An 18,539-nucleotide genomic window follows, 5' to 3' on the forward strand; every position below is an offset into this window, starting at 1 on the left:
CAGCCGGCCACCACCGAGGAGAACCATGTTCCTGACCTACCTCAGGCGCGAACTCACGAACCGCAAGAAGCAGACGGTCATCATCGCGATCGGGATGGCCCTGGCCATCGCCCTCGTGGTGATCGTGTCGTCGATCTCGGGTGGCGTGCAGGCAGCGCAGTCGAGCGTCCTGCGGTCCGTGTACGGCGTCGGCACCGACATCACCGTCACCAAGACCGCGACGGCGTCGACGAACGGCGGGCGTCCGAGCTTCGACTTCGGCAGCCAGGGCGACAGCGACGACGACAGCGGTTCGACCGACCTGTCGCAGTCGCGGCTCGCGGTCGCGCGCGGCACGAGCACCCTGGACGCCGCGAACCTGTCCACGATCACGAGCACCGACGGCGTCAAGGCCGCAACGGGTGTCCTGACCCTCGAGAACAGCACGTTCTCCGGCCAGGTCCAGCAGCAGTCGACCGACGACAGCAGCAGCGACTCCAGCAGCGACAGCACGACCCAGCAGGGCCCGCCGAGCGGGGACACCGGCGGTGGCGGCGGGTTCGGCGGTGGGTCGTTCAGCGTCGACTCGTTCACGGTGACCGGCATCCCGGTGTCCGGCGCGACGGTCGGTCCGCTCACGAGCACCGAGCTCACGAAGGGGCGCACCTTCGCCGCGAAGGACGCGGGCAAGGACGTCGTCGTGCTCGATGCGTCGTACGCGAAGAGCGAGTCGAAGGCGGTCGGCGACACCGTCGACATCGGCGGCACGGACTTCACCGTCATCGGCATCGTCAGCTCCACCGGCTCGGCCTCGACCACGGGCTCGAACACCTACATCCCGCTCGACACCGCGCAGGCGCTGGCCGACCTCGACGGCAAGGTCACCTCGATCTACGTCTCCGCCGAGTCGTCGTCGGACGTCAGCACCATCAAGTCCGCACTGCAGGCGAAGCTGACGAGCGCCACCGTCTCCACCGAGGCCGACCTCGCATCGAGCGTGTCCGGGTCGCTCAGCACCGCGTCGAGCCTGGTCTCGAACCTCGGCAGGTGGCTGTCGATCGTCGTGCTCGCCGCGGCGTTCCTCATCGCGATCCTCTTCACGATCTCCGGCGTGACCCGCCGCACCCGCGAGTTCGGGACGCTCAAGGCGATCGGCTGGTCGAACGGCCGCATCACCCGACAGGTGGCCGGCGAGTCCCTGGTGCAGGGCCTGATCGGCGGCGTGCTCGGTGCCGCGGCCGGCCTGATCGGCATCCTCGTCGTGAACGTCATCAGCCCGACGATCTCGGCGAGCGCCTCGAGCACGACCGGCGGGGGTGCCGGTGGCGGTGGTGGCATGCCCGGCGGCGCGGCGACCGCGGCCGCGGGCAGCGGCACGACGGGCGGTGCACCGGCCGGGGGCTTCGGCGGCGGCGCGAGCACCGCGTCGACGACCGACGTGGTCCTGCACGCCCCGGTGACCGTCGAGATCATCCTGCTGGCGATCGGCCTCGCGATCCTCGGCGGCCTCATCGCCGGCGCGCTCGGCGGCTGGCGTGCGAGCCGGCTGCGTCCGGCCGAGGCGCTCCGGAGTGTGGCCTGATGCCCGGCCGCACCGACACGACCGAACCGACGACAGGAGCAACCGTGACCAGCACCGACACCGCGACCGGCGAGGCGGAGGCGAGCCGTGCCTCCAGTCCGATGTACCGGCTGACCAACGTCAGCAAGACCTACAAGCAGAAGAACCGGACCGTCACCGCCCTGACGAACGTCCACCTGACGATCCCGCAGGGGCAACTCGTGGCCGTCCAGGGGCCGACCGGCGGCGGGAAGTCGACGCTGCTGCAGATGCTCGGAGCACTCGACCGGCCGAGTGCCGGGTCGATCCACCTCGGTGGCGACCGCGACGTGGCGAAGCTCGGCGACGGCGCGCTGACCGACCTGCGGGCGACCGAGATCGGCTTCGTGTTCCAGAGCTTCAACCTGATCCCGACGCTGACGGCGCTCGAGAACGTCGAGACGGCGTTCGCGGGGTCCCTCGCGAACCGGTCCCGGAGCGAGGTCCGCGAGCGTGCGGTCGCTGCCCTCCGCGAGGTCGGACTGGGTGAGCGGATGGAGCACCTGCCGGCCGAGCTGTCCGGCGGACAGCAGCAGCGCGTGGCGATCGCCCGGGCGCTGGTGAAGAACCCGAGCGTGCTGCTCGCCGACGAGCCGACGGGTGCACTCGACGAGTCGACCCGCGACGAGATCATGGCGCTCATCGAGAAGCAGTGGCGGGAGCGCGGCCTGACCGTCGTCATCGTCACGCACGACTCGTGGGTCGCGAAGCGTGCCGAGCGTCGCCTGCACATCAAGCAGGGGCAGGTCCGCGAGGTCTAGCGGGCGGCGGGGCGGCGGGCGGCGGAGCGGCGGGGTGTCCGTCCGGTTTCGCGCTGAGCGACAGTCCACGCGTCCGACGGCGCGTGGACTGTCGCACAGCGCGTGAGGACGCCGCCGCCCCGGCGCCGCCGCTACCCGGCCACCGGGTAGTCGCAGTACGCGAACCACGCCGAGTCGGGGGCCCACGGCGGCACGTTGACCGTCCCCTGCCCGCCGTCGAGGGCCACCAGGGTCTCGGGCCGGACCGCGATCCGTGCGCCGCGGACGAGCGAACCCGGCAGCAGCCGGAGTTCAACGCGGTGGTCCGCCGGGTGGCCCTGCACGCCGGGCTCGTACGACAGGTAGAGCAGGTGCGCGCCGTCCGGCGACAGGTGCGGGAACCAGTTCACCCGGTCGTCGTTCGTCAGGCGGACCGGGCTGTCGTGCCCGGGCCAGCGCACGGCCAGCTGCGCGGTGCCGGGGGTGAACCGCTCCGTGTTCCAGAGCAGGATCCCGCCGGCCGGACTGATGGTGCAGCCGTCGTCGGGGTGCTCGTCCCGCGTGACGAAGGTCGGCTCGCCGGTCTCCGGGTCGACCATCGCGACGTCGGTCGTCCAGACGCCGTCCTCGGACAGCTCCCCCACGATCGCGGCGAGGGCGCTGCCGTCGGGGGCGATGCCGTGCAGGTAGAACTTCCGCTTGGTGGGCAGGGCCGCTGCGACGTCGGTGATCCGGGTCGCGGGACCGCCCTCGGGCAGCGGGACGCGGTAGAGCTCGCCGTCGCGGGCGCTCACCACGATGCAGCTGCCGGACGGCTCGAGCACGTGGTCGTTGTTGATCTCGTCGACGCCGTCCATCGGCACCGGCACGAGCGCGGTCTCGTCGAGGACGGTGCCGGTGCCGCTGTCGGCCGACGGCAGCCGCAGCAGCCACAGGTCGCCGTCGCCGTTGAGCACCAGCGTCTCGGCGTCCAGGACGTTCGGTGCCTCGACGAGCACCGTGGCCGACTCGAACACGAGCCGCGAGGTGCGGGATTCGACGTCGTACACGTGCACGCGGCTGGTCTGTCCGGGCAGCAGCTGCCGCCCTCGGGTCTCGTCGCTCATGGTTCCATCCTGTCGGTCGCCGGGTGGTCGGGGTCGTGGGGTCGGTGGGGAACGGCAAAACACCGGTGTTCACGCTGCGCACCGCGTCATGCGGGGGCGTCGAGCGCGAACACCGGTGTTTTGCGGAAGGGGCGACCGCCTACTTCACGGCACCGGCGGTCAGGCCGGCGACGAACTGGCGCTGGACCACGAGGAACGCGGCCACGACCGGGATCGACACGACGAGCGACGCCGCCATGACCTGGTTCCAGTACACGTTCGTCTGCGTCGAGTACTGCTGCAGACCGACCGCCAGGGTCGAACCGAGGCCGTTCGTCATGACCGAGGCGAAGAGGACCTCACCCCAGGCCGTCATGAACGAGTAGATCCCGACCGCCACCAGACCCGGGCGGGCCGACGGCAGGATGACCCGGAACAGCGCACCCATCGGGCCCGAACCGTCGACCATCGCGGCCTCGTCGAGCTCGCGCGGGATGGTCTCGAAGTACCCGGCCAGCATCCAGATCGAGAACGGCAGCGTGAAGGTCAGGTACGTGATGATCAGGCCGAGCCACGAGCCGACGAGCTGGATGCCCAGGGTGTTGCCGAGGTTCGTGAAGATCAGGAACAGCGGCAGCAGGAACAGCACGCCGGGGAACATCTGCGTGGAGAGCACCGCGGTGGTGAAGGTGCTCTTGCCCTTGAAGTTCCAGCGCGAGACACCGTAGGCGGCGAACGTCGCGATGATCAGCGAGAACACCGTCGCCACCGTGCAGACCACGAGCGAGTTGACGAAGTACCGGCCGAGCGGCACCGTCGACCACATGTCGATGAACGGCTGGAAGGTGATCCTCGACGGGATCCACGTGAAGTTGTCCTGCACGTCGCCGAGGGGCTTGATGGCTGTGGTGATCATCACGTAGAGCGGCACGACCGTGAACAGCGTCAGGACGACCAGGGTGATGATCTTGAAGGACTTGGCGCCAGTTGTCTCACGCACGGACGGACCTCCGGTTGGTCACGGCGAGGTAGATGCCGGTGACGACGAGCAGGAAGAGCAGGAGCAGGACGCTCATCGCGGCACCGGAACCGAAGTTCCAGGTGATGAACGACGCGTTGTAGATGTGGAAGCTCAGCAGGTCCGCGGCGGGCGGCTGGGCGGTCGAGCCGAACAGCACGAACGGCGTGTTGAAGTCGTTGAACGTCCACAGGAACATCACGAGCACGAGCGTCACGTTGACCGGGCGGACCATCGGCAGCGTGATCGAGCGCCACTGGCGGAACGGCTTGGCACCGTCGACCGAGGCGGCCTCGTAGACGTCGTTCGGGACGGACTGCAGACCGGCCATGAGCATCAGGAACGCGAACGGCCAGGTCTTCCAGATCGCCACGACGACGACGGCGACGAAGGCGTTGTTGCCGATGAGCCAGAACGGGGCGTCCCCGCCGAACAGGTGCAGCTGGTCGACCAGCAGGTGGTTCAGGGCCCCCGAGTCACGCTGGAACATGAACTTCCAGGTGATCACACCGGCGTACATCGGCAGCGCGTAGGGCACGAGGAACAGGGTGCGGAAGAGCCCGCGTCCGGCGAACGGCTTCTGCAGCGCGACCGCTGCGGCCATGCCGAAGGTCCAGGAGAGCCCGACCACGAGGACCGTGAAGGCGCACGTGATGAGGAACGAGTTGAGGACCCCACGGCCGATCGCCTGGTCGAAGTCGACGACGACCTGGTAGTTCCGGAACCCGGCGAAGGGCGCGGCACCCCAGTTCGCGATGAAGTACTTGGTGAGCTGGATGAACGAGATCCAGATGCCGGTGAGCATCGGGACGATGTGGATGAGCAGCTCGAACAGGATGGCCGGCGCGACGAGCGCGTAGGGCAGCCAGTGGGTCTTGCGCTTGCGACCTGGCGGACGGCCCGACATCGTCGGGGCCTTCGTGTGCGTCAGGTCGATGCGCTCCGAGTCGGGCAGGACCGTCGTGGACATCTGGTGGGGCCTTTCGGCAGGAGGGGCGTGCAGGTGCGGTCCGCGCGGGCCGTGGCAGCGGCCGGGAGGCGCGGGGTGCGTGGGGCGTGTGCCTCACGGCCGACGGGTGGTCGGCCCTGGAACGTCAGGGGCGGAGGCCCGGGCGCGTCCGTCGGACGCGACCCGGGCCTCCAGGGTGGATCAACCGGCGGCCTGGGACACCTGGTCCTGGGCGGTCTGCAGTGCCGACTTGATGTCGGCCTCGGAGACCTTGGAACCGGTCGCGATCTTGGCGAACATGTCGTTCATCGCCTTGCCGACCGTGGACTCGAACTGGTCCTCCGCGGGCACCAGCGGGAGCGGCTTCGCCTTGTTGTTGTAGATGTCGAGGAACGTCTTCGTCTGCTCGTCCGTGACGGAGTCAGCAGCCTCGGCGAGCACCGGCAGGGCCGAGTACGGCTTGTCCAGCGTCGTCTGCGTGTCCATGCTCGTCATGTACTTGACGAACTTGAGCGCGCCGTCCTTGTTCTTCGTGTTCTTGAAGACCGACAGGTTGATGCCAGCCGGGAACGAGGCGATCTGCTCGCCACCGCTCGGAGCGGGCAGCGCCACGACGCCGTACTCGTCCGACTTCATGCCGAGGGACTCGATGGTCGCGTTCGCGTTGTTCTGGTTGAGGATGAACGCGGCCTTCTTCTTCGCGAAGTCCGTGGTGGACTGCGTCGCGTTGTCGTACTGCGCGTTCGACAGGTTGGCGACCTTCGAGTCCTGCATCAGGTCGAGGTAGCGCTTGATGCCGTCGACGTTGGCCTTCGAGGTGAAGGTCGGCTTGCCGTCCTTGTCGAACCACTCGCCACCGTTCTGCGCCGAGTTGATGAACGCGAAGTGCGAGTTCTCGGTGTACGAACCGCCCGCGAGGCTGAAGCCGTAGGTGTCACCCTTGGTCAGCTTCTCGGCGTCGGAGACCATCTCCTCCCACGTGGTGGGCGGGGTGATGCCGGCGTCCGACAGCATCTTCTTGTTGTAGTACAGGCCGTAGGCGAGGCCGTAGAGCGGGACGCTCGTGACCGTCTTGTCGGGCGCGCCACCGGTGGACAGGGCGACCTTGCCGAACTTGTCCTCGCCGCCGATCGCCTTCATCTCGGCGTCACCGAACTCCTGGAAGGCGCCGGTGGCCTGGAGCGAGGTCGCCCAGGTGTTGCCGATGTTGACGACGTCCGGGCCCTGGCCCGAGGTGACGGCGGTCTGGATCTTGTTCTGCAGGTCGTTCCAGCCGATGACCTGGAGGTCGACCTTGATCCCGGTCTCCTTGGTGAACTTCTTGAGGACGGGGGTCAGCACCTCCTTGTCGTTCTGCAGGGACGTGCCCTGGTTGGACGCCCAGTAGGTGAGCGTCTTGGAGTCGCCGGAGTCGCCGGACGATCCGGAGGAGCAGGCTGCGAGGCCGGACACGGTGAGTGCGGCGGCCGCGGTGATGGCCAGTGCGCGGATGGCAGTGCGCATGACTCTCTACTTTCTCGTCGTTGAGATGGTGCAGGGGATGGTGCAGGAGTGGAGCTGGTGCTGCGGATGGTGCTGGTCGGGTGCTGCTGTGGGTTGCGGGCAGCGCCCTGGCGGTCAGGCCAGGGTGCGTTCCGCGGGGTCCCAGCCCTCGGGGAGGGTCGGGGAGGGCGACACGGTGCTCTCGACGAGCACCGCCTCGCCACGTTCTGCCGCCTCGGCGATGGAGACCATCACGTCGAGGACGTGGAAGGCGAGCGCACCGGGGACGCGGTTCTCGTCGCCGGCCCGCAGCGAGCGGGCCAGGTCGACCACGCCGGTGCCGCGCGAGTAGGTGGAGCCGACCGCGGGGATCGTCTCGGGCTCCTCGGAACCGAGGGCGTACAGCTCGGTGTCGCCGTCGAAGTTGTTCGGGTCGGGGAACACGACGGTGCCGGTCTCCCCCGCGATCTCGACGAAGCCGGTGCGGCCGCGGTCGGACTCGAACGAGAACACACTCTGCGCGCTCCCGCCGTTCTCGAACTCGATCAGCGCGGAGTGGTTCGTCGGGACGTCCACCGGGAACTCGGTGCCGGCCTTCGGCCCGGAGCCGATGGTGCGGGTGGCGCGGGACTTCGACGCCGTCGCCGTGACCTTCTTCACCGGTCCGAACGTCTGGACGAGGGTGGTGATGTAGTACGGGCCGATGTCGAACAGCGGACCGGCGCCGTAGGCGAAGAGGAACTCGGGGCTCGGGTGCCACGACTCGGGTCCGGGGCTCTGGAAGAGCGTCAGGCCGTTCAGGGGCGTGCCGATGCGGCCGTCGCGGATGGTGCGGAGCGCGGTCTGCAGGCCGGCGCCGAGGAACGTGTCCGGGGCGACACTGACGGTCTTGCCCGCGGCGGCCGCGGCGTCGCGGAGCTCGGCGGCGCTGGCACGGTCGAGGGCGTAGGGCTTCTCGCCCCAGACGTGCTTGCCGGCGGCCAGGGCCTGCAGCGCGACCTCGACGTGGGCGGCCGGGATCGTCAGGTTCACGACGATCTCGATGTCGTCGTCGGCCAGGAGCTCCTCGACGGTGCCCGATCCGGGGACGCCCCACTTCTCGGCCTGGGCGGCGGCGCGCGGCAGGTCGATGTCGGCGATGAAGCGGACCGTCACGTCAGGGAAGACGGTGAGGTTCGACAGGTACTGGTCCGAGATGACCCCGGCGCCGATGACGCCGACGCCGACGGGGCCGGTGCGGGTGCTGCTGTCGGTCGCCGTTGCGGCAGCGGTCGTGGTGTCGGTCATGCGCGGGCCCCCTCGAGGAACGTGTAGGAGTCGGCGACGGCCTGGAAGACGTCACCCTCGTGGTCGTCGAGCTCGACGACGTGCAGTGCATCGGGCGCCGCGGCGATGATCTCGCGGATCGGCATGATGCCGTTGCCGACGGCGACCTGCTGCTTGTCGTCGTGCGAGCCGTCGCCGTCCTTGACGTGCAGGAACTGGACCTTGTCGCCGTACTTGCCGATGACCGCGACCGGGTCGTCCCCGCCGACCTGCACCCAGTAGGTGTCGAGCTCGAGCACGACGTCGTCGGACAGGGCGTCGGCGAAGACCTCGTAGGCGCTGACACCGTCGATGCGGTTCGAGAACTCGAACGCGTGGTTGTGGTAGCCGAGCACCAGGCCGTGGTCGGCGGCGCGCGGGGCGAGGGCGCTGAGTTCGCGGGCGATCGCCTCGACGTCCTCGCGGGTGGTCCAGCGGGACTCGTCGATGTGCGGGTCGATGAGGGTCCCGAAGCCGAGGGTGGTGGAGGCGTGGAAGATGCGCTCGAGGTCCTGCTCGCCGGCGTCCAGCAGACGGGCGTGGCCGCTCGGGGCGGCGAGGCCGGCGTCGCGGAGGGCGGCGGCGAGTTCGTCGGCGTTGTCGACGAAGCCGAAGGCCTCGACGTTCGTGTAGCCGATGTCGGCGATGCGCTGCAGGGTGCCGGGCAGATCAGCACTGAGGGCATCGCGGACCGTGTAGAGCTGGACCGAGAGCGGTTGGGTCACCAGGGGTTCTCCTCGTCGAGATGGTGCGGTCGTCACTGACCGATCGTCACACTACGAGCACTTTTGTCGGCGGTCAAGCAGAAGTCCGAGGAATGTCGACGGACTTCATTGCGTGGCGCGAACGATGTGTGCTTCACTCCCCACATGGTCGACTTGAACCGGACGGCAGCGTCGCCTCCGGTCGGGACGAGCGAGCTCTTCCAGATCCTCCGCGACGGCGTGCCGCGCACCAGGGCCGAGCTCGCCGCACTGACAGGACTCGCACGCTCCACCATCGGCGTGCGCCTCGACTCCCTGATCGACATCGGGCTGGTCGGCGCCGTGGACACCGCCGTCTCCACCGGCGGTCGCCCGCCCGCCCAGGTGGCGCTGAAGCCCCGCGCCCGGCTCGTGATCGCCGCCGACCTCGGCGCCTCACACGGTCGCGTCGCCGTCACCGACCTGGTCGCGGCGCCGCTCGCCACCCGCGAGGCCCGGATCGACATCGCCGCCGGTCCGGTGCCGACGCTGTCCTGGCTCGTCGAGACGATCGACGACCTGCTCGCCGAGGTCGGGCGCAGCCGGCAGGACGTCATCGCGATCGGGATCGGGGTCCCCGGGCCCGTCGAGTTCTCCACCGGCCGCCCGGCCAACCCGCCGATCATGCCCGGTTGGGACGGCTTCGACGTGCCCTCGTGGCTCCGTCAGCACATCGCCGCCCACGTGCTGCTCGACAACGACGTCAACATCGCGGCCCTCGGTGAGCGGGAGCACGGCTGGCCGGACGTCGACCACCTGCTGTTCGTGAAGGTCGCCACCGGCATCGGGTCCGGCATCGTCTCCGAGGGCCGGCTGCAGCGCGGCGCCCAGGGCACCGCGGGTGACATCGGCCACGTGCGGGTCTCCCGCGCCGGCGACGTCCCCTGCCACTGCGGCAACACCGGCTGCCTGGAGGCCGTGGCCTCCGGTCCGGCCATCGCCCGCGCACTCCGCGCGAAGGGGCACGACGTACACACGGGTGCAGACGTGATCGACCTGGTGAACCGGTCGGACCTCGACGCGATCTACGCCGTGCGACAGGCCGGTCGCGACATCGGCGAGGTCCTGGCGACCTGCATCTCGCTCATCAACCCGTCCGTCATCGCACTCGGCGGCTCGATCACGCAGGCCGGTGAGCACCTGCTCGCCGGCGTCCGCGAGGTCGTCTACTCCCGCTCGATGCCCCTGGCCAGTGAGCACCTCGTCATCGTGCAGTCCCGCGCCGGGTCCCTCGCCGCGCTGCAGGGGGCTGCGGCCCTCGCCATCGGGTACGCCCTCTCCCCCGCCGGCGTCGACGAGCTGGTCGCGTTCGCCGAGGGCCGCGAACTGGTCTCCTGACGCACACCCGCGGTCGCGTGAGCGCGTCGGTTTCGGTCTTGCCGGTGGTCGGGGGGACAATCGTCGGGTGACGATCGTGCAGCCCACCCTGTGGGGCGACCTGGACCCCGGTCTGGAGTCGTCCGCGCCGGTCCCGGCTGCGCGTGATGCGTTCACCGCCCTGCGCGGCCACACCGAGCGCATCGTCGCGCACTCCTCGGACCGCGTCGCCTGGCTCCGCGCCCGCGCCATGGGCATCACCGCCACCGACGTCGCCCGGCTCGCCTCGCTGCGCGCCGTCGACGCCGTCGTCACCGAGAAGCGCTACGGCTCCCGCTTCTCCGGCAACGCGTTCACCGAGCACGGCAAGGACCGCGAACCGGTCATCGCCGCCTGGGTGGCCGCCACCCACGGCATCCAGCCCTCGGCGCACCTGTTCCACGCCGCTGCGAACCGCGCCCACCTCGCCACCCCGGACGGCGTCGGGGTCGACGAGTCGTCCCGCGTGGTGCTCGCCGAGATCAAGACCACCGGCAAGGCCTGGCGGAGCATCCCCCGGCACTACCTCCGGCAGATCTGGTGGCAGCAGTACGTGCTCGGTGCCGACCGCACCCTGTTCGTCTGGGAACGCCACGACGGGTTCGTGCCGGTCGCCGACGAGCCCGAGTGCCGCTGGGTCGACCGCGACGACGACCAGATCCGCGGGCTCGTCCAGCTCGCCGACCTGGTGCTCGACAAGCTCCGCGGCTTCCGCTCCTAGCCCGTCTGCTGGACCGCCACCAGCTAGACCTTCACCAGCCGCAGCCGGCTCATCCCCACGACGAGGATGCCGAGCAGGGTGATCGAGACCGCGATCCCGACCACGTAGATCGCGACGACGCCGTAGCCCTGCGCCGGATCGAGGAACGGGTACGGCACCCACCCGTCGGTCGCGCCACGGACGAGCACCACGGTGGTCCAGACCGCCGGGTAGAGCAGGAACCACCACACGTGGCGGAGCAGCAGCCGCGCACGGTCCGAGAACAGCAGCCAGTCGAGCACCGCGTACACCGGGATGATCTTGTGCACGATGTCGTTCGACCACGGCACCGAGGCCGACACGTTCGCGCCCGTGAGCAGCGTGTTGTAGACGATGCCGGTCGTCGCGATGTACACCGTCGCGGCGCCACGGAGCACCGAGACGGCGAGGTCCGCCCGCTTGCGTCGGGCTGCGGCGACGAGCGTCACCGCGAGGGCCACGGCGACGATCAGGTTCGACTGGATCGTGAAGTAGCCGAAGAAGTTCCAGAACGAGTAGGTCGGGGTCTGCGAGCTCTCGAGCCACTGCGCCACGACCGCGACGACGATGGCGATGACGGCGATCAGTCGGAGCGAGTTCACGAGGGTGCGCACGGCTCCACGGTACCGGCACACGGCGACGACGTGCAGGAAGGGCCCGCACCGTTACCGGTGCGGGCCCTTCCACGAGTCTCTCGACTCAGATGCTGTTGACGTCCAGCGGGATGCCGGGGCCGAAGGTCGTCGAGACGGCGCCCTTCATGACGTAACGGCCCTTCGAGGACGACGGCTTGAGGCGGTTGATCTCCTCGAGCGCGGTCGAGATGTTCTCGTCGAGCTGCTCCGGCGTGAACGAGGCCTTGCCGACGACGAAGTGCACGTTGGCGTGCTTGTCGACGCGGAACTCGATCTTGCCGCCCTTGATGTCGTTGACGGCCTGCGCCACGTTCGGGGTCACGGTGCCGGTCTTCGGGTTCGGCATGAGGCCACGCGGGCCGAGCACCTTACCGAGACGACCGACCTTGCCCATGAGCTCCGGGGTCGAGACGGCGGAGTCGAACGAGGTGTAGCCCTCGGCGACCTTCGCGATGAGCTCGTCGCCACCGACCTCGTCGGCACCGGCGGCGATGGCGGCCTCAGCAGCCGCACCCGTCGCGAAGACGATGACCCGGGCGGTCTTGCCCGTGCCGTGCGGCAGGATGACCGTGCCGCGGACCATCTGGTCGGCCTTGCGGGGGTCCACGCCGAGCTTCAGCGCGACCTCGACCGTGGAGTCGGTCTTCGAGGAACCGGTCTCCTTGGCCAGGGCGACGGCCTCGGTCGGGGTGTAGAACTTGTCGGCCTCGATCTTCGCGGCCGCGGCCTGGTAGGCCTTGGACTTCTTCGCCATGGTGGTCTCCTTGCGAGATACGTGGTTGGCGAGCCGGCGAGGCTCTCCCACGGAAAGGTGTCTGGTGGTGGGCCGGAGCCCGATCGGTGCTTAGGCCTCGACCGTGATGCCCATCGAGCGTGCGGTGCCGGCGATGATCTTCGCGGCCTGCTCGATGTCGTTGGCGTTCAGGTCGGCCTGCTTGGTCTCGGCGATCTGACGGACCTGGTCCATCGAGATCTTCGCGACCTTGACCGTGTGCGGGGTCGAGGACCCCTTCTGCACACCAGCAGCCTTCTTGATGAGCTCGGCGGCCGGCGGGGTCTTCAGGACGAACGTGAACGAACGGTCCTCGTAGACGGTGATCTCGACCGGCACGACGTTGCCACGCTGCGACTCGGTCGCCGCGTTGTACGCCTTGCAGAACTCCATGATGTTGACGCCGTGCTGACCGAGCGCCGGACCGATCGGGGGGGCCGGGTTGGCGGCTCCCGCGTTGATCTGCAGCTTGATCAGGCCCGTGACCTTCTTCTTCGGTGCCATGACTTGTCTTCCTCCTGGAATCGAACACACGGGGACCCGTGCACTCTCCCGCTGGTCCGGCCGTTCCGGACAGCGGTGAAGGCCCGCTCGCACGAGGCGCGCGGGCCCAAACCCGTTCAGTGTAGTCGATCTCGGTGATCGCTACAGCTGGGTGGTCGCTAGAGCTTGGTGACCTGGTCGAAGCTGAGCTCGACCGGGGTCTCGCGCTCGAACAGCGAGACGAGGACGGTGAGCTTGCCGCTCTCCGGCTTGATCTCGGAGATCGAACCCGGCAGGCCCGCGAACGAGCCTTCCTTGATGGTGATCGTCTCGCCGATCTCGAAGTCGACCTCGGCTGCCGGCTGTGCCTGCAGGCCGCTGCCCTTCGCGCCACCCTTGGTCGGGGCGGCCTCGGCGACCTGCACGAGGGACTTGAGCATGCCGAACGCCTCGTCGAAACGGAGCGGCGTCGGGTTGTGCGCGTTGCCGACGAAGCCGGTGACGCCCGGGGTGTGCCGGACGACGGACCACGAGTCCTCGTTGAGGTCCATGCGGACGAGCACGTACGAGGGGATCCGGACGCGGGTGACCAGCTTGCGCTGCCCGTTCTTGATCTCGACGACGTCCTCCATCGGGACCTCGACCTGGTAGATGTAGTCCTCCATCGACATCGAGACCATGCGGTTCTCGATGTTCGACTTCACGCGGCGCTCGAAGCCCGCGTAGGAGTGGATGACGTACCACTTGCCCGGCTTCATCCGCAGCTCGGCCTTGAAGGCCTCGTACGGGTCGACCTCGGCGGGCTCGTCGTCCTCGTCCTCGGCGTCGAGTGCCTCGTCGGCGGCGAGCGTCTCGTTCGCCTCGGCGGCGGTCTCGGACTCGAGCTCGACTTCTTCCTCGTCCTCGACGGCCTCGACGGCGGCCTCGGCCTCGTCGGTGGAGTCGATCTCGAGGGCGTCGTCCACGACGGCGTCGGCCTCGGGGTCGCGGGCTTCCTGCAGGGCCGTCAGTGCTTCGTCGAGGCCGGCGTCGACGGTGCCGTCGTCGGGCTCGGAGCTGAGGCCGAGGGACTCGTCGTCGTCGCCCTCGATCGAGATCGCACGCTCTTCAGCGGACTCGACGGAGCGTCCTTCGCCGGTCTCGACGTCGCCTTCCTGGTTCTCCTCGACCTCGGAGGACTGCTCGGCAGCCGTCGCGAGGTCGATGTCATCGCGGGAGTTGTCAGACACAGTCGATTCTTTCCGTTCGGTGGTTCGGGTCGGGTTGGCGTTCGTTCACGGTCACGAGCGACGCCGTCACGATCGACGCCGTCTCGGGCGACCGTACTCCTCGAGGACGACCGCACACGGCAGTCGACGTCAGGGTCAGGCCGTGGGCCCGTTGCCGAAGACGTACCCGACGCCGAGACCGAACACGAAGTCGAGGATCGAGACCAGGATCATCATGACGACGACGAACACGAGCACGACGCCCGTGTAGCTGAAGAGTTCCTTGCGGGTCGGCGTCACGACCTTGCGCAGTTCGCCGATCACCTGCCGGATGAAGAGCACGATGGCAGCGATGGGCCCGCGGCGCTCGGCCCGGTCCTGCTTCGCCTTGGCGACGACGTCGTCCGCCGTCGTCTCCATGTCTTTGCTCGCCAACTTCTACCCTTCCAGAGTTGCAGGGCGGACAGGACTCGAACCTGCAACCTGCGGTTTTGGAGACCGCTGCTCTACCAATTGAGCCACCGCCCTTCGCAACACGGTTCGTCACCGATCCGCGTTCCGGTGGACGAGTCTACGGGAGTCCGTCACACGGTGTCCACTTGGCCCCTTCCACGGCGTGCCGCGCCGGTAGGCTTGACCCCGTGAGCACCGCAGCCCCAGGCCCCGAGTCCACCGCCCACGTGTCCGCCGACACCCTCGCCACCGCGCCGGCCGATCGTCCGCGCATCGCGTCCCGCATCGCGGCCATCGCCGAGTCCGCGACGCTCAAGGTCGACGCGAAGGCCAAGGCGCTTAAGGCCGCCGGGCGTCCGGTGATCTCGTTCGCCGCCGGTGAGCCCGACTTCGCGACCCCGCAGCACGTGGTCGACGCGGCCGTCGCTGCCGCGCAGGACCCGAAGAACCACCGGTACACGCCCGCGACCGGCCTGCCCGAACTCAAGCAGGCCATCGCCGACAAGACCGCCCGGGTGTCCGGCATCACCGTCGAGCCGTCGCAGGTCATCGTCACGAACGGTGGCAAGCAGGCGGTCTACCAGGCGTTCCAGACCATCGTCGACGCCGGTGACGAGGTCCTGCTGCCCGCGCCGTACTGGACCACCTACCCCGAGGCCATCCGGCTGGCCGGCGGCGAGCCGGTCGAGGTCTTCGCCGGCAGCGACCAGGACTACCTGGTGACGGTCGAGCAGCTCGAGGCCGCCCGCACCCCGGCGACCAAGGCACTGCTGTTCTGCTCGCCGTCGAACCCCACGGGCGCCGTGTACTCCGCCGAGCAGACCCGGGCCATCGGCGAGTGGGCACTCGAGCACGGCATCTGGGTGATCAGCGACGAGATCTACCAGGACCTGGTGTACGACGGGGTCCGCTTCGCCGGCATCCTGGCCGAGGTCCCCGCCCTCGCCGACACCACGATCCTGGTGAACGGCGTCGCGAAGACCTACGCGATGACCGGCTGGCGCGTCGGGTGGTTCATCGGCCCGACCGACGCCGTCAAGGCCGCGTCGAACCTGCAGTCGCACCTGTCGTCGAACGTCTCGAACGTGTCGCAGCGCGCCGCGATCGCCGCCCTGACCGGTCCCCAGGAGCCCGTCGCCGCCATGCGCGAGGCCTTCGACCGCCGACGGAAGGCCATCGTCGACGGCCTCAACGCGATCCCGGGCTTCCGCACGCCGACCCCGCAGGGAGCCTTCTACGTCTACCCGGACGTCACCGCGCTGCTCGGCCGCGAGTGGGCCGGCACCACCCCGACGACCACGCTCGAGCTGGCCGACCTGATCCTCGAGCACGCCGAGGTCGCGGTCGTGCCGGGTGAGGCCTTCGGCCCCTCCGGCTACCTGCGCCTGTCGTACGCGCTGGGCGACGACGACATCGCCGAGGGCGTCGCCCGGCTGGCGGCGTTCTTCGCGTAGACCTCGCCGAACACAGAACGGGCCGCCTCGTCGAGGTGGCCCGTTCTGTGTGCCGGGAGGCCCGTGGTGCGTCGTGCTCGTCCGTCCCGTCGGGCGGACGATCAGCCGAGCAGGTCGCCCACCACGACGGGTTCCGGGACGAGCGAGACGCCGAACCGGTTCAGGACGGTCACCTGCACGAACCGTGCGAGCTCGGCCACCTGCGCGGCCGTCGCCCCGCCGCGGTTCGTCAGCGCGAGGGTGTGCTTCGACGAGATCGCCGCACGGGAGCCCGGCACCGCGTAGCCACGGTGCACGCCGGCGTGCTCGATGAGCCACGCGGCACTGAGCTTGACGTCGTCACCCGCGGGCCAGCGGGGCGCGTCCGTCGGCAGGGTCTCGGCGAACGCCGGCGAGACGATCGGGTTGGTGAAGAACGACCCGGCGCTCCAGGTGTCGTGGTCGTCCCCGTCGAGCACCATGCCCTTCGAGCCGCGCAGCCGCAGGACCTCGTCGCGGACGGTCGTGGGCGGCACGAGCGCACCGAGCTCGACCCCGAGCGAACCGGCGAGCTGCGCGTAGCGCACGGGCACACCGTGCTCCCCCGCGAGCCCGAGCCGGAACTCGACCGTCAGCACGACACCGCGCCGACCGTGCTTGAGGGTCGACGTGCGGTAGCCGAGCGCCAGCTCGGCTGCGGGGACCCACGCGCGCTCCCCCGTGGCCGCATCGAGGAACTCGACCCGGGTGAGCACGTCGGCGAGTTCGACCCCGTAGGCGCCGATGTTCTGCACCGGGGACGCACCGACCGTGCCCGGGATGCCGCTGAGGGCCTCCAGGCCGGTCCAGCCGTTCGCGACGGTCGTGGCGACGAACGGGTCCCACGGTTCCCCCGCAGCGACGCGCACCGTGACGCCGTCGGCGTCGCGGTCGGCGTCGACGCCCGTCGTCCGGACCAGCACGACGGTGCCGTCGAAGCCCTGGTCGGCGACCAGCAGGTTGCTGCCGCCGCCGAGGACGAGCCACTCGTGGTCGTCGAAGGCGTCGAGCGCGTGGGTGACGAGCTCGTCGGTCGTCGTGGCCGTGAGCAGCCGGGTGGCGGCCCCGCCGACGCGGAGCGTCGTCAGGTCGGCCAGCACCGGCTCGGACACGGTCAGCGGAACACCACCGTGACCTGCGCCTTGCCGAGCACGGTCTGCCCGGCGGCGGTCACGGTGAGGTCGATGCGCTTCGGCCGGCCGTCCTCGTCGACGGTGCCGACCTTCGCCACGATGCCGACGGTGGCACCCTGCTCCGGGTCGACGACGACGGGGCGCGTGAAGCGGACACCGTAGCCCGCGACCCAGCCGCTGTCGCCGAGCCACTCGGCGACCGGCTGGACGGCGATGCCCATCGTGAGCATGCCGTGGGCGAGGACACCGGGCAGGCCGACCGAGGCGGCGACGTCGTCGCGGTAGTGGATCGGGTTGAAGTCGCCGGAGGCGCCGGCGTACCGGACCAGCGAGTCGCGCGTGATGTGCACGTCACGCTCGGCGACGACGGTGCCGACCTCGAGCGCGGTGGCGGGTGCGGCGGTCATGCGTCGTCTCCTCGGACCACGAGGGTGGAGGTCGCCGTGACGACGTGCTCCCCCTCGGCGTCGTTCATGGTGCTCTGGGCGGTGACCATCGCGTTGCCGCCGAGGGTCTTCACGCTGGTGACCGTCAGGGTCGCGGTGAGCTCGTCACCGGCGACGATCGGCCGGTCGTACGTGAAGGACTGCTCGCCGTGGACGACGCGGGAGAAGTCGATGCCGGCGTCGGGCTCGTTCAGGAGCTGCGCGAGCGTGGCCTCCTGCACGACGACGGCGAACGTCGGGGGCGCGACCACGTCGTCGTACCCGGCGGCACGTGCGGCGCCCGGATCGTGGTGGACGGGGTTGGTCGCGAAGACCGCACGCGAGAACTCGCGCACCTTCTCGCGGCCGACCAGGTAGGGCTGGGCCGGCGGGAACGTCCTGCCGACGAGCTCGGGGTTCACTGACACCACGGCAGTCTACCGAGGCCCGTCCGGAGGCCGGTGATCGATGAGAACGCTTCAGCTAGACTGTCTGAGACCGATTCGGGGGAATCGGAGCGTGCCGTGCGGCACGGGTTCGTTCGGGACGGGGAGGGCCGATGGACACCACGACGGAGTTCGCCGTGCACACGGGAGACCGGTGCACCGCCATGGAGGTCGCGGCCGCCGCGCTGCGCCGCACGGGCCACCACGTCGAGTCGACGGGTGGCACGATGACCGCGACGGCGGGCAGCCGCACGCTCACCATCCTGCTCGGTGCGCTCGTGCAGCCGGCCCGGGAGTACCGCCGGTACGAGCTGTCGACGGTCGTGGACGGCGCCACCACCACGATCACCCTGCGCCGGGCCGGGCACGGCACGGCCGTGTCGGGCGGCAGCATCGGGGCGAACCGGCGACGGGCCGCCTGGCAGCAGGTCACCGCCGCGGTCGAGGACGCGTTCCGTGCGGCCGGGGTGCTCGCGACGCGCACGGACACCGGCTCCCACCGCACGCAGTAGGCCG

Annotated in this window: 20 protein-coding genes and 1 tRNA gene; 6 read left to right on the forward strand and 15 right to left on the reverse strand. The window is 69.7% G+C overall.

All coding sequences use genetic code 11. The features are described from left to right. Nucleotides 1-25 precede the first annotated feature (25 nt). Both HQQ79_RS12245 and HQQ79_RS12250 read left to right on the forward strand, forming a co-directional pair. A complete protein-coding gene (locus tag HQQ79_RS12245) occupies nucleotides 26-1,561 on the forward strand; it encodes an ABC transporter permease (protein ID WP_173034637.1) in 1,536 nt (511 codons plus the stop codon). A gap of 101 nt (nucleotides 1,562-1,662) precedes the next feature. Continuing rightward, nucleotides 1,663-2,340 carry an ABC transporter ATP-binding protein gene (locus HQQ79_RS12250; protein WP_027466375.1) on the forward strand — a complete coding sequence of 226 codons (678 nt, stop codon included), beginning with the start codon at nucleotides 1,663-1,665 and terminating at the stop codon, nucleotides 2,338-2,340. A gap of 131 nt (nucleotides 2,341-2,471) precedes the next feature. Here HQQ79_RS12250 and HQQ79_RS12255 read toward each other — a convergent pair whose 3' ends face one another. From HQQ79_RS12255 to HQQ79_RS12280, 6 genes are all read right to left on the reverse strand, one after another. Continuing rightward, nucleotides 2,472-3,425, reverse strand: coding sequence for a biopolymer transporter Tol (locus HQQ79_RS12255; RefSeq protein WP_173034639.1), 954 nt, complete (start codon nucleotides 3,423-3,425; stop codon nucleotides 2,472-2,474). 139 nt (nucleotides 3,426-3,564) lie between these two features. Further along, a complete protein-coding gene (locus tag HQQ79_RS12260; protein ID WP_027466373.1) occupies nucleotides 3,565-4,404 on the reverse strand; it encodes a carbohydrate ABC transporter permease in 840 nt (279 codons plus the stop codon). Beyond that, a complete protein-coding gene (locus tag HQQ79_RS12265) occupies nucleotides 4,397-5,392 on the reverse strand; it encodes a carbohydrate ABC transporter permease (protein ID WP_027466372.1) in 996 nt (331 codons plus the stop codon). Before HQQ79_RS12265 ends, HQQ79_RS12260 begins: the two co-directional genes overlap by 8 nt. Before the next feature lie 180 nt (nucleotides 5,393-5,572). After that, nucleotides 5,573-6,874 (reverse strand): sugar ABC transporter substrate-binding protein, encoded by a 1,302-nt coding sequence (locus HQQ79_RS12270; RefSeq protein WP_071247367.1) that lies wholly within the window; start codon nucleotides 6,872-6,874, stop codon nucleotides 5,573-5,575. A gap of 114 nt (nucleotides 6,875-6,988) precedes the next feature. Continuing rightward, nucleotides 6,989-8,140 (reverse strand): Gfo/Idh/MocA family protein, encoded by a 1,152-nt coding sequence (locus HQQ79_RS12275; protein WP_173034641.1) that lies wholly within the window; start codon nucleotides 8,138-8,140, stop codon nucleotides 6,989-6,991. Continuing rightward, nucleotides 8,137-8,883: a sugar phosphate isomerase/epimerase gene (locus tag HQQ79_RS12280; RefSeq protein ID WP_173034643.1), complete on the reverse strand. Its 747-nt coding sequence runs from the start codon at nucleotides 8,881-8,883 to the stop codon at nucleotides 8,137-8,139. Before HQQ79_RS12280 ends, HQQ79_RS12275 begins: the two co-directional genes overlap by 4 nt. A gap of 144 nt (nucleotides 8,884-9,027) precedes the next feature. Between HQQ79_RS12280 and HQQ79_RS12285 the strand changes: the two genes are divergently transcribed. Then, the gene (locus HQQ79_RS12285; RefSeq protein ID WP_110863395.1) at nucleotides 9,028-10,239 is read left to right on the forward strand and encodes an ROK family transcriptional regulator; all 1,212 of its coding nucleotides are present in this window, start codon (nucleotides 9,028-9,030) and stop codon (nucleotides 10,237-10,239) included. A 160-nt stretch (nucleotides 10,240-10,399) separates the two neighbouring features. Next, a complete protein-coding gene (locus HQQ79_RS12290; RefSeq protein ID WP_254066283.1) occupies nucleotides 10,400-10,978 on the forward strand; it encodes a YqaJ viral recombinase family protein in 579 nt (192 codons plus the stop codon). A 23-nt stretch (nucleotides 10,979-11,001) separates the two neighbouring features. On the opposite strand, the gene HQQ79_RS12295 is transcribed toward HQQ79_RS12290, so the two are convergent. The 6 genes from HQQ79_RS12295 to HQQ79_RS12320 form a co-directional block, all read right to left on the reverse strand. Next, nucleotides 11,002-11,610: a Pr6Pr family membrane protein gene (locus HQQ79_RS12295; RefSeq protein WP_027466366.1), complete on the reverse strand. Its 609-nt coding sequence runs from the start codon at nucleotides 11,608-11,610 to the stop codon at nucleotides 11,002-11,004. 85 nt (nucleotides 11,611-11,695) lie between these two features. Then, nucleotides 11,696-12,385, reverse strand: a complete 690-nt coding sequence (gene rplA / locus HQQ79_RS12300; RefSeq protein ID WP_017888639.1) for a 50S ribosomal protein L1 — start codon at nucleotides 12,383-12,385, stop codon at nucleotides 11,696-11,698. A gap of 90 nt (nucleotides 12,386-12,475) precedes the next feature. After that, on the reverse strand, nucleotides 12,476-12,907 hold the full coding sequence (gene rplK / locus HQQ79_RS12305) for a 50S ribosomal protein L11 (protein WP_017888638.1): 432 nt from the start codon (nucleotides 12,905-12,907) through the stop codon (nucleotides 12,476-12,478). Nucleotides 12,908-13,065: 158 nt separating this feature from the next. Continuing rightward, nucleotides 13,066-14,115 (reverse strand): transcription termination/antitermination protein NusG, encoded by a 1,050-nt coding sequence (gene nusG / locus HQQ79_RS12310; protein WP_071406319.1) that lies wholly within the window; start codon nucleotides 14,113-14,115, stop codon nucleotides 13,066-13,068. 135 nt (nucleotides 14,116-14,250) lie between these two features. Further along, entirely contained in the window at nucleotides 14,251-14,529 is a 279-nt protein-coding gene (gene secE, locus HQQ79_RS12315) for a preprotein translocase subunit SecE (protein WP_027466364.1), read from the reverse strand. Nucleotides 14,530-14,549: 20 nt separating this feature from the next. Further along, a tRNA-Trp gene (locus tag HQQ79_RS12320) sits at nucleotides 14,550-14,622 on the reverse strand. A 152-nt stretch (nucleotides 14,623-14,774) separates the two neighbouring features. Between HQQ79_RS12320 and HQQ79_RS12325 the strand changes: the two genes are divergently transcribed. Further along, a complete protein-coding gene (locus HQQ79_RS12325) occupies nucleotides 14,775-16,001 on the forward strand; it encodes a pyridoxal phosphate-dependent aminotransferase (RefSeq protein ID WP_173035294.1) in 1,227 nt (408 codons plus the stop codon). 101 nt (nucleotides 16,002-16,102) lie between these two features. On the opposite strand, the gene HQQ79_RS12330 is transcribed toward HQQ79_RS12325, so the two are convergent. The 3 genes from HQQ79_RS12330 to HQQ79_RS12340 are packed head-to-tail and all read right to left on the reverse strand — an operon-like array spanning nucleotide 16,103 to nucleotide 18,005. Continuing rightward, a complete protein-coding gene (locus HQQ79_RS12330; protein ID WP_083404381.1) occupies nucleotides 16,103-17,131 on the reverse strand; it encodes a UDP-N-acetylmuramate dehydrogenase in 1,029 nt (342 codons plus the stop codon). Nucleotides 17,132-17,133: 2 nt separating this feature from the next. Continuing rightward, on the reverse strand, nucleotides 17,134-17,559 hold the full coding sequence (locus tag HQQ79_RS12335) for a MaoC/PaaZ C-terminal domain-containing protein (RefSeq protein ID WP_027466539.1): 426 nt from the start codon (nucleotides 17,557-17,559) through the stop codon (nucleotides 17,134-17,136). Then, entirely contained in the window at nucleotides 17,556-18,005 is a 450-nt protein-coding gene (locus HQQ79_RS12340) for a MaoC family dehydratase N-terminal domain-containing protein (RefSeq protein ID WP_111056273.1), read from the reverse strand. Before HQQ79_RS12340 ends, HQQ79_RS12335 begins: the two co-directional genes overlap by 4 nt. Nucleotides 18,006-18,136: 131 nt before the next feature. Here HQQ79_RS12340 and HQQ79_RS12345 point away from each other — a divergent pair, with 131 nt between their 5' ends. Then, nucleotides 18,137-18,535, forward strand: a complete 399-nt coding sequence (locus tag HQQ79_RS12345) for a hypothetical protein (RefSeq protein ID WP_071406316.1) — start codon at nucleotides 18,137-18,139, stop codon at nucleotides 18,533-18,535. Nucleotides 18,536-18,539: the final 4 nt, after the last annotated feature.

Source organism: Curtobacterium sp. VKM Ac-2852 (genome assembly GCF_013205045.1).
Taxonomy (GTDB): Bacteria; Actinomycetota; Actinomycetes; order Actinomycetales; family Microbacteriaceae; genus Curtobacterium; species Curtobacterium flaccumfaciens.